The sequence below is a fragment of the Bacillus pacificus genome (assembly GCF_020861345.1).
In the GTDB taxonomy this organism is placed as follows: domain Bacteria; phylum Bacillota; class Bacilli; order Bacillales; family Bacillaceae_G; genus Bacillus_A; species Bacillus_A pacificus.
The window spans coordinates 2334975-2351660 of sequence record NZ_CP086328.1 but is presented as its reverse complement, the minus strand read 5'-3'; the positions used below and the strand labels follow the sequence as shown (position 1 = coordinate 2351660).

Below are 16686 nucleotides of genomic sequence, written 5' to 3'. Positions count from 1 at the left end.
AAGTATTGTCAGTTCTTTTTTATTTTCTGTATTTCCACATTATATATTTCACGTCAAGGAGAGATATCTGAAATGAATAATCAACAAATTGAACTTACTGGTCGTATCGTTACACCTAATAGTCCTGATTATAATTCCGCTCGTGAGGAATTCAACACCTTCTTCAACAAATTCCCGTTAATCATTGTTTTTGCTCAAAATACGCAGGATGTAGTAAACGCTGTACGCTGGTCAAGGCTACATAATGTCCCTATGCGCATGCGCTCTGGACGTCATAATTATGAGGCATTATCCGTTAGCAACGCTGGTCTTGTAATTGATGTAAGTGAAATGAAGCAATTAGAAATTGATCATGATAGTGGAACTGTAACAATCGGAACTGGATGGAGGAACCTTTCTTTAACTGAAACACTTGCAGCTGAAGGATTAGTTGTGCCAAGCGGAGTTTGTCCTACTCCAGGTATTGCAGGTGTTACTTTAGGGGGTGGACATAGCATACTCTCTCGTCCGTTTGGATTAACCCTTGATCATTTACTTGAATTAGAAATGGTAGACGCAAACGGCTGTGTAATACGTGTGAACAAAAAGTGTAACTCTGATCTCTTTTGGGCTTCACGAGGTGCTGGTGGTGGAAACTTTGGAATATGTACTTCATTCAAATTTCGAACGCATAAAATTAATACAGTAGGCTTCGCAGAAATAAGCTGGGGGATATCAGATTTAAAACCCGTATTAAACTCTTGGCAAGAATACACACTACCTTGCGCTGATAAACGACTTACAACTACACTATTCATGTCTGCAGGATTAGAACCATCTCTATTAATGCAAGGAGTTTTTCTCGGTTCTGTTCAAGAATTGCAGACGCTATTACAGCCATTATTAAAAGCCGGTTCACCTTTCCAAGTAACTATCGAGGAAATTCCTTGGGCAGAAGCAGCAGCGAAAATAGCTGAGAAGCAACCAGCAACTCCTTTACCATTTAAAAGTGTTGGTCCGTATGTATATGAACTATTACCAGAAGAAGGACTATCCATTATCGATCACTTTATTAATAATACACCTCCCTTTTCCACCACCTCCGTATTTTTCCATGGATTAGGCGGTGCTGTTGCTGAGGTGCCAAATGAGGCAACTGCTTACTTTTACCGAAAAGCACTATCAAACATGTCAATATTCGCTACTTGGGAGCAACCAGAAGGTGCTGGTGGAAGTATTCGATGGGTTGAAGACTTCCGCTTAGCAATGCTTCCATTTACAAAAGGTGTCTATGTTAATACTCCTGACCTATCCATTAAAAATTGGCCAGATGCATACTTTAGTTGCAACTTTGACCGATTAATGGAAGTAAAAGCAAAATATGATCCAAAAAATGTTTTTAACTTCCCTCAAAGTATTCCGCCTTTTTAATTATTTAAATACTATTTTCAAACTGCTAAATAAACATGCATATTATATTGTTTATTTAGCAGTTTAGTATAAATATTATTTTATTTACATAACAATATTATGAAGCATAAGATATAACTCTTTTACTTCTCTTTTTATTTATAATGACTCTTCCTATATTAAAAGTAAAAGGGATAAAAAATATAATACTCCCCATTAAAAATACTAAATTATAACTACGAATAATTCCTTGCTTATATTTTTCCTTTAGTTGCTTGTAAATCTTCCCCTCCTCATCTGTTTTTAATACTATCTGTTGTTTTTTATTTATGGCTTGCAATACCTGTTCCCTTTCTAAATTTGACAAATCACTTTTTTTAATTACAGTTACTGCTTCTCTATTTACCTTCTCTTTTTCAACTAACAACTGATGATTCAGAAACATCACCAGTATAGCTACCCCAACAATACTTCCAACTGTTCTTGAAATATTACATATACTTGCAGCAACACCTGACTTTTCAATAGGCACACTTAAAACTGCCGTTGTTGTATACGGTGCTAATGTGCAGCCAGTTCCAATCCCAACAATCATTAATCGCCAAAGGTAATTCCATGTAGTAAAGTTGGAATCTATTTGACTAAATAAATATGATGCTATGATAAATGTTAGTAGACCTATACTGCCTATTAATGAACTTCCCCGCTTTGCTGCAATTGGTGTTACTATTGTTGTAACAATCATTGAAACAATCGCTAGCGTGCTAATTATTAAACCTGACTGCAATTCAGACATACCTCCTACTTGAACGAAATAAAAAGCAAGTATAAACAAAAAATTCATTAATCCCATTCCAACAAAGAATAAAGAAAAATTCGAGACTGAAAACTCTTTATTTGTGAATAACTGTAATGGCAGCATTGGATTTTCAGTTTTCTTTTCAATAATAAAAAATAATATAAAGCCTATGAGTGAGAGTATAAAAAGAAGTATTAAGCTTATCGTGCTTAAATGATTTGTATTTACTTGTATGAGTGCATATACGAGTAAGCATAGTGCAGATGCAGAAGTCATCATACCTGCCCAATCTATTTTTGAGCTTGCAGCATGATCATACGATTCCTTAATACAAAGAATCACGAAGATGAAAGATAAAATACCAACTGGTATATTAATAAAAAACACCCAACTCCAATTTAATTTGTCAGTTAAAACACCTCCAAGTGAAGGGCCAATTGCCGCTGCTAATCCCCCAAAAGCTCCCATGATGCCTCCTATCATACCTTGTTTCTCTTTCGGTACTAAATTAAGGCCTAATGGCATAGCAACTGGTACGATAACTGCGGCGGAAATTCCTTGTATTATTCTAAAAGCTACTAATGTATGAAAAGAAGTGGCTATACCACACATAAACGAACTAACAGAAAACCCCAATAAACCAATAATATACAGCTTCTTGCGACCAAACTGGTCAGCCAGACGTGCTGCAATTAATAAACACGATACAAAGGCGACATTATAACTATTAGCAATCCATGAAATTGTATCAATTGACGTATGAAATGTCTTTGTCATTTCTGGTAATGCGATATTCACAATATTTGAATCTAAAATTGCCATAAAAAAGCCTGCAATTAAAGCTATTAATGCAAATGTATTCTGCAATTCTCTCACCCCTATTCGTTTTCTTTATTTGAAATTCCATTCATAAATAAATTTACACACGTCTCTATATATTCTTCTAACTGAATTTTTTCTTCCGTTATACTAACGTTCATAATGTATAAAAACAGTTGTCCATAAAACATGTTCGCTATCAAACGATAATTACAAGGAGAAATGTGTCCCGCCTCCCCAAGTTGCTTTAAATATTTTTCTAAGTGATTCACTAGATGTGAATTTAACTCATGTAGTAATGTTTTCATTTCACTATTTTGTCTTGATTCTATTAACGCAGCCCAAATATAGTTCAGCTTTGGCAAATTGGTTTGAATATATGTTTCTGCCACTTTCGTAAGGTCCTTTTGTAAATCACCAGTAAATTGCTCTTCTATTTCCTCTAACAAGGCCACTGGTGTCGTCCGTAAAATAATACTCTCCCTAAAAAGATTTTCCTTATTTTTAAAATTACGAAATATCGTTAACTCGCTTACTCCCGCTTTTTCTGCCACTTCACGAATTGTTGTCGCTGTATAGCCCTTTTCTCCGAATAATAGCGTAGCAGCTTCCATAACTTTTTCTCGTGCTGTTAATTTCCCCATTTTTATTCCTCCATTCAATATGTAAGTAAGTAATTACTAACATATTATCACAAAAGAAAAATGAAAGTAACTAGTTACTTTCATTTTCTGGAATTTCATTATCTAATTTCTTGAAAATAAAAATTTCTCAAATATTAACAAAGCGTCTCATTCCCAAGTTTCCAGCTAAACCATCTCCCATGCCCTTCTGTTTCTCCAACCGTTTCACGATATTCGTTTCCGTTAATATAATAATCAATATGAAGGTCACGATCCCACATGTTGTTATACAGGTGGAATACATCACGTTTTGCGCCAATTTCTTGGATTTGTTTTTCTAACTTACGTTTTACTTGTTCAGGTATTTGATTGGCGACGTGTGTATGGAAAATACAGATAACAGCATCGCTACTTATTCGTTCAATAATAGATGGTAATAGGTCCACGCCGTCTCCTTCTACTAATTGAACAGATTCATTTTTTACTAAAGATGCAGCTTTGTCAAAGAGTTCAAGCCTTTCCTTATGTTCTGGCCAAACAAGTGCACGTAGCCATAAATAATCTTCGTTACTATGTAAATCATTTACATGTAAATCTAATCCGATTCTTTCTACGACAGGTGGACTTTCTTTTAAAAGTTGAGGCACATTCTCCCCTCTTATTTCAGAAGTTACATGTACATTCGAATTTATATTTCCGTATGTTTCATCTGTACCGTACGAATAGCTATATTGGTCCCAAAATAGTTGTAATCCAGAACTTGTCCCAATTTCTATTAACGCTAACGGTTTATTCACTTTGTTAAATATGTAACTGAAACTTGGATATAAGTACGCACATCGTCTTACTTCATTCGTTTGAACAAGTTTCGTTTGTAATAAAGTAATGATTTCCTCTCTGTACATTTTACAGAAATCTTTAAAATGACCAAAAGCTTGATCTAAATCTGTATTAGCATGTTCAACTAAGCTACTATAATACGTTTTTAAATGATGTTCTTTCCCTGCTAATAATAAATAATGTACTGCACCTAATAATAAGTTTGGGACTGGTTGACCTGCTTGAGCGTAGGAAGATAGTGTAAGTACTTCCTCATCTTCAGCAATTTGTATTGCTAAGTATTCATATAAGTCACTTGACCCTTTACATTCCTTTATTGAAAAATTTCGAAATAAGTTTGCGATTTGTTCTTGTGTACGCATGAGTATCCCTCCATTTAAATTTCAGAATAATCATACAATAAACAGAGCAAAAAATCCCATAAAAAGATATACTTTCTACCCGCTTTTGGATACGTAAGCTTTTTCGAGATAATTTCAAACTGTAATTTTTTTCTATTTATCACCTTAAAAGAGCTTGTTAAATAAGATTTTTGGCGAATAAAACGTTAAATAGTTTAAAATTATCAGATAACACTAGATATTTTAGTCTATTAATTATTATAATAGAGTATGAGATGGTTATACAATTGAGACAAAAAAGGTAAATACCTAGGTGGGGCCTAGGCGGTGTTTTCTTTTTACGGCTTAGACACAGTAAACACCTACTCTTTTTTGCCAATATAGGGGATGGAGAGATTATCATGAGCAACATGCAGCAAAAAACAGACGTTATCTTAATTGGTGCAGGAATTATGAGTGCAACGTTAGGCTCATTGCTAAAAGAATTAGCACCAGAATGGGAAATTAAAGTTTTTGAAAAACTCGCTAGTGCCGGGGAAGAAAGCTCTAATGAATGGAATAATGCAGGTACAGGGCATTCTGCACTATGCGAACTGAACTATACTTCCGAAAAATCTGACGGATCTATAGATATTGGTAAGGCTGTAAAAGTGAATGAACAATTCCAGCTTTCAAGACAATTTTGGGCATATCTTGTAAAAAGCAAATTAATTCGTAATCCACAAGATTTTATTATGCCTCTACCTCATATGAGTTTAGTACAAGGTGAAAAAAATGTTGAGTTTCTAAAAAACCGTTTTGAAGCGCTTTCAAAAAATCCACTGTTTCAAGGAATGGAGTTTTCCGATTCTCCTGAAACATTAAAAAAATGGCTTCCACTCATTATGGAAGGTCGTACATCTAATGAGCCTATGGCGGCAACGAAAATTGACTCTGGAACAGATGTTAACTTCGGTGCATTAACACGAATGTTGTTTGATTACTTAAAAACGAAAAATGTCGAGCTAAACTACAAACATAGTGTTGAAAACATTAAACGCACGAAAAATGGTTTGTGGGAAGTGAAAGTACACGATATGAATAGTGGTAAAATTGAGCATCACACTGCAAAATTCGTCTTTATTGGCGGCGGTGGCGGTAGCCTACCTCTACTTCAAAAAACTGGTATCCCTGAATCAAAACATATCGGTGGCTTCCCGGTAAGTGGACTATTTATGGTATGTAAAAACCAAAAAGTTGTAGAGCAGCATCATGCGAAAGTGTACGGTAAAGCTAAAGTTGGCGCTCCGCCAATGTCTGTACCTCATCTAGATACGAGATATATAGACAACAAAAAAGCATTACTGTTTGGGCCATTCGCAGGCTTCTCACCTAAATTCTTAAAAACTGGTTCAAACCTTGACTTAATTGGTTCTGTAAAACCAAATAACGTCTTAACGATGTTAGCTGCTGGTGTAAAAGAAATAGGACTAACAAAATACTTAATTCAGCAAGTTATGTTATCACACGAAAAACGTATGGAAGAATTACGCGAATTCATTCCGAACGCTAAAAGTGAAGATTGGGATATTGTAGTTGCTGGTCAGCGTGTACAAGTAATTAAAGATACTGATGCTGGCGGTAAAGGAACACTTCAATTTGGTACAGAAGTTGTTAGTGCGGCTGATGGATCAATTGCGGCGTTACTAGGTGCATCACCGGGTGCTTCTACTGCCGTTCATGTTATGCTTGAAGTATTAGAAAAATGTTTCCCAAGCCGCATGGTAGAATGGGAAGGAAAAATAAAAGAAATGATTCCTTCTTACGGCATTTCATTAACAGAGAATCCAAGATTATTCCAAGACCTTCACACTTCTACAGGTCGTACCCTTGGATTAAATGAAAAAGAAACGGTTCATAATTAATGAAGAAATAAAAACGTCCGATACATTCGGACGTTTTTTCGTTACTAGAAATTATATTTATCAATATTATCCTTCGTAAATACGACTCGCTCTGGCAGTACGATAATTCCATTCCCTTCTGCCTCATAATCATATCCTTGAATGGAGTTTGGCTCTACTTTCACTTTTCCAATGCCTTTTACTTCAAAGCTATCCCCTACTTTTAACTTCTTCCCTTTTACAACAATTTCATTTGCTACATACGTTGCAAGTGCACCTTGTTGTTTGACATCCCATAATCCGAATTGTTGTACTGTTCCTCGTTTTACATAATCACGCATAACGTTCGGTGTAGAAAATCCAGTTACCACTACTTTTTTATCCATTTTCAAGTTTTCAGCTGCTTGCGCCATTGCCGGAAGTGCCGTTGCATCTGGACAAATGATAGCGTTAATATCCGGATACGTTTTTAATATGTTCTCCCCTACTGACAAAGACTTTTGCGCATTATTTTCACCGTACTGCGTCGTTACAATTTCCCATTTCGGATATTTCTTTTTAATAATTTCTTTCGCTTTCGTTACCCATTGGTTTTGATCTGTTACTGTTGGGCTAGAATAAAAAAATGCTACTTTCCCTTTATCTCCAATTTGCTTGGAAGTCATTTCAATTAATAAGTTAGCAAGTTGGTCTGGTGTTCCTTGGCTTATATAAAAGGAACGATCTTTCGGATTCACATCAGAATCCCATGTTAATACCGTCATGCCTTTTTTCTTAGCACGTTGCAGTGACTGCGATAAACCATCAACTGAGGTAGAAGAAACCATAAGTGCATCGTAGTTTTGGTTAATGAAATTGTTTATATATTTTACTTGCCCAGAAACACTCGCTTCAGACGGTCCATCATATTTCACTTGTACGCCTAGTTTATCCCCCATCTCTTTTGCTCCTTCACCACCTGATGTAAAGAAGCCAACCCCAGTTAATTTTGGGATAAATACAAATTTCACATCATTAGCTTTTTTCTTATCTGCGGTTTGACTAGAACAAGCGATTAAGCCGATTAAACAAATGCATACGATTAATACAACCCCTAGTTTTCTCTTCATGACATTTCCCCCTTATGCAAATTCTTTCTTTTCCCCAATGTGAATTGATGTAATTTGAAATGTCTCATAATAACTGAAAGAATAAGGATAATACCAATTACTACGTTGGATTGTTCATTTGTTAAACCCGTCATTTGCAAACCATACTGCATGAGCCCAATAAAAATACTCGCCAGTACAGTACCGATAATGCTTCCTTTTCCCCCTGTAATAAGTGTCCCGCCTAATACGACTGCTGTAATGATTGGTAAAATCGTTTCACTTCCCATATCAGCACGTGCGGAACCGAAATAGGCAGTTAAGAAAGCGCCTCCTAATCCACCTCCTAACCCGGAGAGTATGTAGGCGATGATGACTACTTTTTTCGTTTTAATCCCGGTGTATTTTGCTGCATTTTCGTTCGCACCTGTTAATTTTACGTGGCGCCCGTATATGGTGCGATGAAACAATATCGTGCATAAAATCATCAATATAATTAGTAACCATAATAAATTCGGTATTCCTATAAAACTACCGTTTGCCAGTTGTACAAATGTGTCAGGTAAACCACTTATTCCTTCATACCCAGAAGCACCTGCCCCTCCTGAAATGACGAGTGCAATTCCTCCGTATAAAAACATCGTTCCGAGTGTAACAACTAGTGGTTCTACATCTGTCATTTTTATAATAAGTCCGTTTAAAGCGCCTGCTAAACAACTAATTATTAGGGCAATTATGACAGCAAACAAAATAGGTATTCCGTTCAACCAAAGTACACCGATTAAGATCGAAGTGAGACCCATTATGGAGCCGACCGATACATCAATTCCTCCTGTTACTATAACGAAAGTCATTGGTATCGCCGCAATTGCGATAAATAGGAAATCATTTGTACTAAAAAGGAGATTACTAATATTTAAGAAATCACTATTTATAAAACTAAAGAGAATGAATTCTAAAAGAAGTAATACGATTAGAACACCTTCCCATCTGTATACATACTTCATAGATTCATCCTCCTTTCTGCCTTCCACTTTTTCATAACGCTATCTAATATGACGATTAGCAATAATAAGAAACCTGAAATAGCATTATTCCAAAATGCTGGTATTTTTAAAAAGACGAGTGAGCTGCTTATCGCCTCTAAAAATATCGCTCCTAATGCAGCTCCAACTATAGAACCCGTTCCTCCTTTTAAATGAACTCCTCCTAGTACAGCAGCTGCGATAACCTGTAGTTCTATCCCAGTTCCTGTTTGATTTGGAACGAATCCGATATTCATAACAAATATGCAACCAGCGAGCGCAGCACTTATGCCTGAAATTATAAACGCATATATCTTCACTTTATTAACAGGTATACCAATAAGTCTCGCGCCATCTTCATTATCACCTACCGCATAAAAGTATCTTCCAAATGGCACTTTCCTTAAAAAGAAGTATAGTAGTAGTAAAATAATAAGAACAATCCATACAATAATCGGCAAACCAAGTATGACGATCGATGACAGTTGCTTAAAATCGTTTGGTATATCTTCAATCCACTTTCCACCTGTAAAGATTAACATCGCACCTCTAATGACCCCTAACATACCTAATGTCATAATAATGGCCGGTACCCGAAACTTCGCAACACCAATTCCATTTATAAAACCGAGAATAGCGCCAAGTAAAATAGCAGCAAGTATGGACAAAGATGCATGATATCCATCCGTTAACAACATTCCGCAAACTGCTGCGCTTAATCCCATAATTGAACCAACTGATACATCTATATTTTTCGTAAATAAGACGAACGATTGGCCAATTGCTAGCATGACTAAAATAACGCTTGATTTTATCAGTAAAGATAACGAGTTAAATTGAATAAAACTAGGGTTTATTATTCCTACAATAGCTATATACATTAGTAGTAACAGTATGATAGACGTTTCATGCATTTTTAACATGCGTTTCATTCCGCTACACCTCCGTGTGCAAGGCGTGTAACTTCATTCACACTTAGTTGTTCTTTTTCCATATAAGAAACAAATCGCCCATTTCGCATTACATATACACGGTTTACTAATTGCACAATTTCTTCAACATCGGAAGAGATTAATAATATTGCGAGTCCTTCCCTTTTCATTTTTTCTATCGTCTCATACACTTCAATCCTTGCTTTCGCATCAATTCCTCGAGTCGGTTCATCAAGAATAATAATTTTAGGATTACATGCGAGATATTTCGCAAGCACGACCTTCTGCTGATTACCTCCTGATAAAGATACTAGTTCTTCATTCATATTCTGTACAACAATTCGGAACTGTTCTATAAATGAATTAACTAAAGCGCTTTCTTTTTCTTGATTTATAAAAAAGCGATTATTTTGCTGTAAATTTGCTGCTGCAATATTTTCTTTAACAGAAGCAATTGAGAAAATGCCATTCCTCGCCCTATCCTCTGGGACATAAACCAGTCCCTTTTCTAGCCTTTTATGCAAAGAACACGCATCAATTGATTTCCCCTCTAATAAGATAGACCCTGATTTTATAGTTTTCAATCCAAATATCGCTTCTGCTAATTCAGTCCTGCCAGATCCTATAATGCCAGCAACACCTACAATCTCACCCGCATGTACAGTGAATGATATATTTTTGAATGCGTGGCTCGTTATATCGATCACTTCTAATATTTTTTTCGTCCTTGCTGTCTCTTGAACTACTTCTATTTTCTCTTTCTGTTTATACCCTTTTGGCAACAGCCCCTCCATCAGCATGTCATATGTATAGTCACATACGTCACCTTGGCTTACAATCATTCCATCACGTAGTATTGCTACTTTGTTGGCAATTTCAAAGATTTCTGGAAAGCGATGCGTAATATAAATCATCCCAATTCCTTTTTCTTGTAAACTTTTCATCAACACAAAAAGACTCTTAATTTCGTGAGTTGTTAATGTCGATGTTGGCTCATCTAAAATAAGAATCTCAGCTTCTCGTATTAATCCTCTAACAATTTCTACTAACTGTTGTTGCGCAATCGATAATGATCCTCCTAGTTCATTAAGGTTAATATCCCACCCTAGACTGTTAATCAATTGCTCAATCTGTACTCTTAATTTCTTTTTCTTTTCTGTTAACCCGATACATATATTTTCTTTAATAGTCATATGCGGAAAAATGAGCGGTTCTTGCGGTATTAAATAAATACCTTTTCGGTGTGCTTCTGACGGATTTGAAAACTGTTGCTTCGTTCCTTTTACATACATTTCTCCATCATCATACGAATATAACCCCGTTAATATTTTCATTAATGTTGATTTCCCTGCGCCATTTCCCCCAACTAAAGCGTATATATCTCCGCGCTCTACTTGTAAGTTCACTTCTTTTAATACCAGTTGATTTGAAAACGCCTTACTCATTTTATTTACTTGTAATAAAGGTACGTTCTCCACTTGATATCACCTGCCTTTATCCAGAACATTTTTTGAGAAAATGATTATTTGTTCTACTTGTTTTGTAGCATTGTATATTCCTTTTTTCATATCTAGAACAATTTTTTCTACATACTATTCATCGTTTCAACTGGAATAAACAAAATATATGGCACATATGTTTAAGCAGTGGTCAATTGTTGAAAGGGATGAAGAGTATGACTCAGCTGAACTTTGAAGAGAATTTATTAACTAAAGTCGCTTGGTACTATTATAAAGACCAATTAACACAACAGGAGATCGCTTCACTTCTTCATATTTCAAGAAATAAAGTCGTCCGGTTATTAGATAAGGCGCGAAATGAAGGTATCGTTACATTTCACGTAAAAGGGACTGGTTTGCACTGTTTAAGTATTGAGCGTGACTTAATGAAAAAATTCCACTTAAAAGATGCTTTTATTATCCCGACCCCAGTAAACAATTATCACGCTTCTCTTGGAAAAGCTGCTGCACAATATTTAGAAACTCATCTCCAGCAAGGCGATTTACTCGGTATTGGATGGGGAGAAACAATTAGCAAAATGCTAGAAAACATTCATTTTGAGACTTCTATTAATCTTTCAATCGTCACGTTAACAGGCGGAGTAAATCACTATCTCTCGAGAAAACAAAACTATTTACACTACATGCAAGGTGATCTTCACATTATCCCTACGCCGTTTCTAGCGTCTACAACCGAAATGGCACAAAGTATTTTATCAGAACCGAGTGTAAAAGATATGCTTCATGTCGCTTCACTTGCACATACAGCAGTTGTCGGTATTGGCGGATTATCTCAAGACGCTACGATTGTAAAGGAAGAAAAATTAACACTACGTGAAATGACATATATTCGTAGTCAAAACGGTGCTGGCGATATTTTAGGACAGTTTTATAATACAAATGGCGATTTGCTAGAGCTCTCGCATCACAATCGTCTAATTGGCACGCCTCTCTCTATCTTGCGCAATATGAATCATGTCGTCGGTGTTGCTGGAGGTACAGAAAAGATAGACGCAATTTATGGTGCCTTAAAAGGCAAGTTTATTCATACATTAATTACCGATGAGGAAACGGCCCTCTCCTTATTACGAAAGGATGGTGATTGTTAATGTCTCATTTATTAGCTTTTGATGCTGGTACAGGAAGCATTCGAGCTGTTCTTTTTGATTTACTAGGTAATCAAATTGCTGTCAGTCAAAAAGAATGGGTTCATAATACAGATCCTCGTTACCCAGGTTCTATGAATTTTGATGTAATAGAAAACTGGAAGCTAGTACAACAATGCGCGAAAGAAGTTTTACAAAGAAGTAATATCTCGCCCTCTTCCATTCAAGCTATTAGCGCTACTAGTATGCGAGAAGGTTTTGTTTTATATGATAAAAATGGGCAAGAAATTTGGGCTTGCGCAAATGTTGATGGGCGTGCATCCGCTGAAGTTAGTGAGCTAAAAGAAATTCGGTCACATCTTGAAAAAGATTTATATACAAAGTCTGGTCAAACTTTTTCATTAGGTGCTTTACCCCGCCTACTTTGGATTAAAAAACATGAACCCGACGTCTATAATACTATTCACTCTTTTACAATGTTAAACGATTGGATTTTATATAAACTAAGCGGCGTACTGCAAATTGATCCCTCAAACGGATGCACGTCAGGTATTTTTGATTTACAAAATAGAGTGTGGGATAACGATGTCGCTAAGGAGTGCGGTCTATCTTTACCATTTTCACCAACAGTAAATGAAGCTGGTACAGTAATTGGCAACGTTACAAAAGAGTGTGCAGCATTAACTGGATTACGTGAAGGGATTCCTGTCGTAGCCGGGGGCGGAGATGCTCAAATGGCATCGCTCGGAACTGGAGTCGTGAAACCGAATCAAACATTAATATGCGGAGGTAGTTTTTGGCAACAAGAAGTGAATGTTACTGAGCCAATACCAGATCCACAAGCTGCGATTCGTATAAACTGTCACGTCGTATCTAATCTATGGCAATATGAAACGATTGCCTTTTTCCCAGGACTCGTTATGCGCTGGTTTCGAGACGCTTTTTGCCAAGAGGAAAAGAAACTTGCTGACAAACTCGGTGTAGATGCTTATGAATTACTAGAAGAACAAGCGAAAGACGTACCTGTCGGTTCACATGGCATTATCCCTACTTTTTCAAACGTTATGAACTACATTTCTTGGCGTCATGCCGCACCTTCTTTTTTAAATTTAAGTTTAGATGCTGACAAATGCGGAAAAAAAGAACTGTTCCGTGCTATTGAAGAAAATGCAGCCTTCGTTACACTTGGAAACTTAAAATTAATAGAAAATCTCACAGGGACATTCCCTTCTGAAGTTATTTTTGCTGGTGGTGCCGCTAAAGGAAAACTATGGCCACAAATTCTATCAGACGTCCTTGGTATTCCTGTAAAAGTACCTGTTGTGAAAGAAGCAGCTGCTTTAGGAACCGCAATTGCTGCTGGATTTGGCGCTGGCATATATGCATCTATGGAAGAAACTGCCGAACAGTTTGTACAGTGGGAGCAAATATTCGAACCAGTTACTGAAAATCACGAACTATATAAAGAGTTCTATGAAACATGGAAAACTGTGTATGACAGTCAGCTCGCTTTAGCTGATAAAGGGCTCACTTCACATATGTGGATTGCGCCTGGTGCACTGTAACAGATTACATAAAGTTCAACTAATCAGGCTTTTACGGGCAGTTGATCTCCACCTATCTTCTTTGCTCCAGACAAATTTTGAGATGGGAGTTTTACTGCCCGTTAATACGAGATAAAGGAGTGAAATGTATGTTAAAAGCGAATGAAAATGATTTCTCTTATCGCTTCGGTGATAATGGGCCGAAATATTTAATACAAGGGCCGAATATTGATTTAGGCCTTGTTGTCATTCAGCCTGGGCAAGAGTTTCAAAACCATTATCATACAACGTGCGAAGAGGTATTCTATGCATTAGAAGGTGAAATAGATTTCTATGTAAATAACGAAAGAGTTCCAATTAAACAAGGGGATGTCCTGCAAGTTCGCCCACATGAATCTCACTATCTTATTAACCATTCTGACAAACCTTTTAAAGCAGTTTTTATAAAGTCACCACATTTACCAAATAAAGATACGGTACAAACGGAAAATCCAACATTAACAAAGGAGTGATTTCGAATGACTTGGGGATTTAAAAATCGATTAAATACAATTTTACCTGATGGCAGAGCGGTTATGTTAGCGATAGATCACGGCTACTTTTTAGGACCAATTCATGGGCTTGAACAGCCACTTGAAACAGTTAAAAACTTACTTCCTTATACGGATTCTCTCTTTTTGACGCGTGGTGTACTTAGCTCCTGCATTCCTGAAAACTGCAGTACACCGATGGTTATGCGTGTATCTGGCGGGGCTACTGTCGTCGGTAAAGATTTAGCGAATGAGACAATTGTTACACCTGTAAAAGAAGCAGTAAAACAAAACGCGATTGGCGTAGGTGTGTCTGTTTTCGTCGGGTCCGACTATGAGACACAAACGGTTACGAATCTCGCAAACGTAGTTTCAGAAGCTCACGATTATGGTCTGCCAGTACTCGGCATTACCGCAGTTGCGAAAGAACTACAAAAACGTGAAGCTCGCTTTCTAGCACTTGCTTCCCGTGTATGTGTTGAAATGGGTGCTGACATTATTAAAACGTATTACTGCGAAGGGTTCGAAAAAATTACGAGCACATGCCCTGCCCCAGTCGTAATTGCTGGTGGGCCAAAACTAGATTCAATTGAAGACGCATTAAACATTACGTACAATGCACTACAAGAAGGTGCAATTGGAGTAGATATGGGCCGAAACATATGGCAATCTGAACATCCTGCTGCCATGATTCAAGCGATACATGGCATTGTGAAAAATGGATTGAATGTGAAAGAGGCGCTGGAATTATACGAAGATGTAAAAAATTAAAACAAACGAGCAAACTATTGCATTTAAAAGAAAAGCCCATATGTTAGATTACTGAGGAATCTAACATATGGGCTTTCTTTTACATTTTTCATTGTTTTGAATTTAACCTACAGATCGCGCACATTCCAAACAATCTCACCGCGTTCACCATAAGTACTGTGATGCCGATGAAACCCTAACTTTTCTAATACCCGAAAAGACGCAGTATTCCAAGCGCCTACAGTAGACCAAAGTCTATGGCGTCCCGTAGCAATCGCAGCTTCCAGCACTGCTGATGCTGCCTCTGTCGCATAACCTTTGCGATGAGCACTTTTGAACAATTCGTATGCAATCTCCGGCTCTTCAAGCGTAGAACGACCGATGATTAAGCCACAGTATCCGATGAAATCGCCTTCGTCTCGTCTACGAATTGTGAGAAGAGAAATACCATTTTCAATTGCTTTCTTGCGCATTTCGATAAGAGAGCTACGAACAGATTCAATGGTTGGCATTTCCACTCCACGTTCACCAATTAGTTTTCTAAGCCAGACTGCATCGGATTCCTCCCACATATTCAGGTCGAGTCGTTCCGTTTTTAGCTGGAACGCCATATCTTTAAATACATCTGTCATAGTGGTAACCTCCTATTTATATCACTGTACTACTTATAATCGTTTCGTACTGTACCATATGGGAAACATGCTTGGTTCTCTAGATTTTCTTGCATTAAGATACATTATTGTTATTTTATACATAATTAATTTCTCTGCAAAATAGACCTTGTTATCAAACTTCATTTTAAATCTACAATATTTGATTTATAAATGATTTTAGGTTTTCACTTAATTTTTACATTAAAAAATATATCGTCCTTTCTTATTTGCTAAAATAAAGAAAAGGAGGAATGATTATGAAACGAATGGGTTTTGAACGCCCTACCGATTATTACGATGAAAGATTATATACTATCGATGAAAAAATTTGTGCCCTATTAAAAGAACGAAAAGAACTTTCAGGTGGTGATCCAGGTTTTCCACATGATGAAGCGATTTATAAATGGGCAAAGCAATACGAATTTTATCCAGACTATCTAAATTCACTATTCTCTTCCATGATGGACGAAAATGAATTTAAACCTCGTGTCGAACCAACTAAATTCCAAAAACATATACCTGTTTTTAAAACGTATGAACATAAAGGTATCATGTATACCGTAACTTTTATTCGGCAATATGCAAATGCTAGTGTAGTTTATTTATATAGCGATTGGGATTCGGCGAATGACGCTTTTAATGAAAACAAACCTCATAGTTTCTTCCAATTATCAATAGATGATACATATGACTGCTGGTCAGAAGGTGGGGGCGGCACTGATGGACATTTTAGTCATCATTTCGTTATATCTCCTGCCCTTCCTGATAATTTGTCTGGAATAAGCTTACGATTTAAAGAACTCAATATGCCGTTTAGGAAAGATCAAACTGTGCTTGAATTTGTAATTCAAATAGATTAATAAAG

General features: G+C 36.7%; 15 protein-coding genes. 7 read left to right on the top strand and 8 right to left on the bottom strand.

The window, feature by feature from the left end; genetic code table 11:
* Positions 1–72: 72 nt before the first annotated feature.
* Positions 73–1410 (top strand): FAD-binding oxidoreductase, encoded by a 1338-nt coding sequence (locus tag LMD38_RS12265; protein WP_062822666.1) that lies wholly within the window; start codon positions 73–75, stop codon positions 1408–1410.
* Between the two features lie 97 nt (positions 1411–1507).
* On the opposite strand, the gene LMD38_RS12260 is transcribed toward LMD38_RS12265, so the two are convergent.
* From LMD38_RS12260 to LMD38_RS12250, 3 genes are all read right to left on the bottom strand, one after another.
* Positions 1508–3055, bottom strand: coding sequence for an MFS transporter (locus LMD38_RS12260; protein ID WP_062822665.1), 1548 nt, complete (start codon positions 3053–3055; stop codon positions 1508–1510).
* Positions 3056–3066: 11 nt separating this feature from the next.
* Entirely contained in the window at positions 3067–3651 is a 585-nt protein-coding gene (locus LMD38_RS12255) for a TetR/AcrR family transcriptional regulator (RefSeq protein WP_062822664.1), read from the bottom strand.
* A gap of 134 nt (positions 3652–3785) precedes the next feature.
* A complete protein-coding gene (locus LMD38_RS12250) occupies positions 3786–4832 on the bottom strand; it encodes a DUF2332 domain-containing protein (protein WP_062822663.1) in 1047 nt (348 codons plus the stop codon).
* Between the two features lie 380 nt (positions 4833–5212).
* Here LMD38_RS12250 and LMD38_RS12245 point away from each other — a divergent pair, with 380 nt between their 5' ends.
* A complete protein-coding gene (locus tag LMD38_RS12245) occupies positions 5213–6715 on the top strand; it encodes a malate:quinone oxidoreductase (RefSeq protein WP_062822662.1) in 1503 nt (500 codons plus the stop codon).
* 44 nt (positions 6716–6759) lie between these two features.
* On the opposite strand, the gene lsrB is transcribed toward LMD38_RS12245, so the two are convergent.
* The 4 genes from lsrB to LMD38_RS12225 are packed head-to-tail and all read right to left on the bottom strand — an operon-like array spanning position 6760 to position 11217.
* Complete coding sequence (gene lsrB, locus LMD38_RS12240; RefSeq protein ID WP_062822661.1) at positions 6760–7803, bottom strand: autoinducer 2 ABC transporter substrate-binding protein LsrB; 1044 nt, start codon at positions 7801–7803, stop codon at positions 6760–6762.
* The gene (locus LMD38_RS12235) at positions 7800–8789 is read right to left on the bottom strand and encodes an ABC transporter permease (protein WP_062822660.1); all 990 of its coding nucleotides are present in this window, start codon (positions 8787–8789) and stop codon (positions 7800–7802) included. The genes lsrB and LMD38_RS12235 overlap by 4 nt, the downstream gene beginning before the upstream one ends.
* On the bottom strand, positions 8786–9739 hold the full coding sequence (locus LMD38_RS12230; protein ID WP_061182893.1) for an ABC transporter permease subunit: 954 nt from the start codon (positions 9737–9739) through the stop codon (positions 8786–8788). The genes LMD38_RS12235 and LMD38_RS12230 overlap by 4 nt, the downstream gene beginning before the upstream one ends.
* On the bottom strand, positions 9736–11217 hold the full coding sequence (locus LMD38_RS12225) for a sugar ABC transporter ATP-binding protein (RefSeq protein WP_061182892.1): 1482 nt from the start codon (positions 11215–11217) through the stop codon (positions 9736–9738). The genes LMD38_RS12230 and LMD38_RS12225 overlap by 4 nt, the downstream gene beginning before the upstream one ends.
* A gap of 197 nt (positions 11218–11414) precedes the next feature.
* Between LMD38_RS12225 and LMD38_RS12220 the strand changes: the two genes are divergently transcribed.
* The 4 genes from LMD38_RS12220 to lsrF all read left to right on the top strand — a co-directional run bounded on the left by LMD38_RS12220 (position 11415) and on the right by lsrF (position 15189).
* The gene (locus LMD38_RS12220) at positions 11415–12347 is read left to right on the top strand and encodes a sugar-binding transcriptional regulator (RefSeq protein ID WP_061182891.1); all 933 of its coding nucleotides are present in this window, start codon (positions 11415–11417) and stop codon (positions 12345–12347) included.
* Positions 12347–13909, top strand: coding sequence for an autoinducer-2 kinase (gene lsrK, locus LMD38_RS12215; protein WP_016717806.1), 1563 nt, complete (start codon positions 12347–12349; stop codon positions 13907–13909). Before LMD38_RS12220 ends, lsrK begins: the two co-directional genes overlap by 1 nt.
* A 128-nt stretch (positions 13910–14037) precedes the next feature.
* On the top strand, positions 14038–14400 hold the full coding sequence (locus tag LMD38_RS12210; protein WP_000909986.1) for a cupin domain-containing protein: 363 nt from the start codon (positions 14038–14040) through the stop codon (positions 14398–14400).
* Between the two features lie 6 nt (positions 14401–14406).
* Positions 14407–15189 carry a 3-hydroxy-5-phosphonooxypentane-2,4-dione thiolase gene (gene lsrF, locus LMD38_RS12205; protein WP_061182890.1) on the top strand — a complete coding sequence of 261 codons (783 nt, stop codon included), beginning with the start codon at positions 14407–14409 and terminating at the stop codon, positions 15187–15189.
* Between the two features lie 107 nt (positions 15190–15296).
* Here lsrF and LMD38_RS12200 read toward each other — a convergent pair whose 3' ends face one another.
* On the bottom strand, positions 15297–15800 hold the full coding sequence (locus LMD38_RS12200; RefSeq protein WP_062822659.1) for a GNAT family N-acetyltransferase: 504 nt from the start codon (positions 15798–15800) through the stop codon (positions 15297–15299).
* Between the two features lie 278 nt (positions 15801–16078).
* Between LMD38_RS12200 and LMD38_RS12195 the strand changes: the two genes are divergently transcribed.
* A complete protein-coding gene (locus LMD38_RS12195; RefSeq protein ID WP_062822658.1) occupies positions 16079–16681 on the top strand; it encodes a hypothetical protein in 603 nt (200 codons plus the stop codon).
* Positions 16682–16686 lie beyond the last annotated feature (5 nt).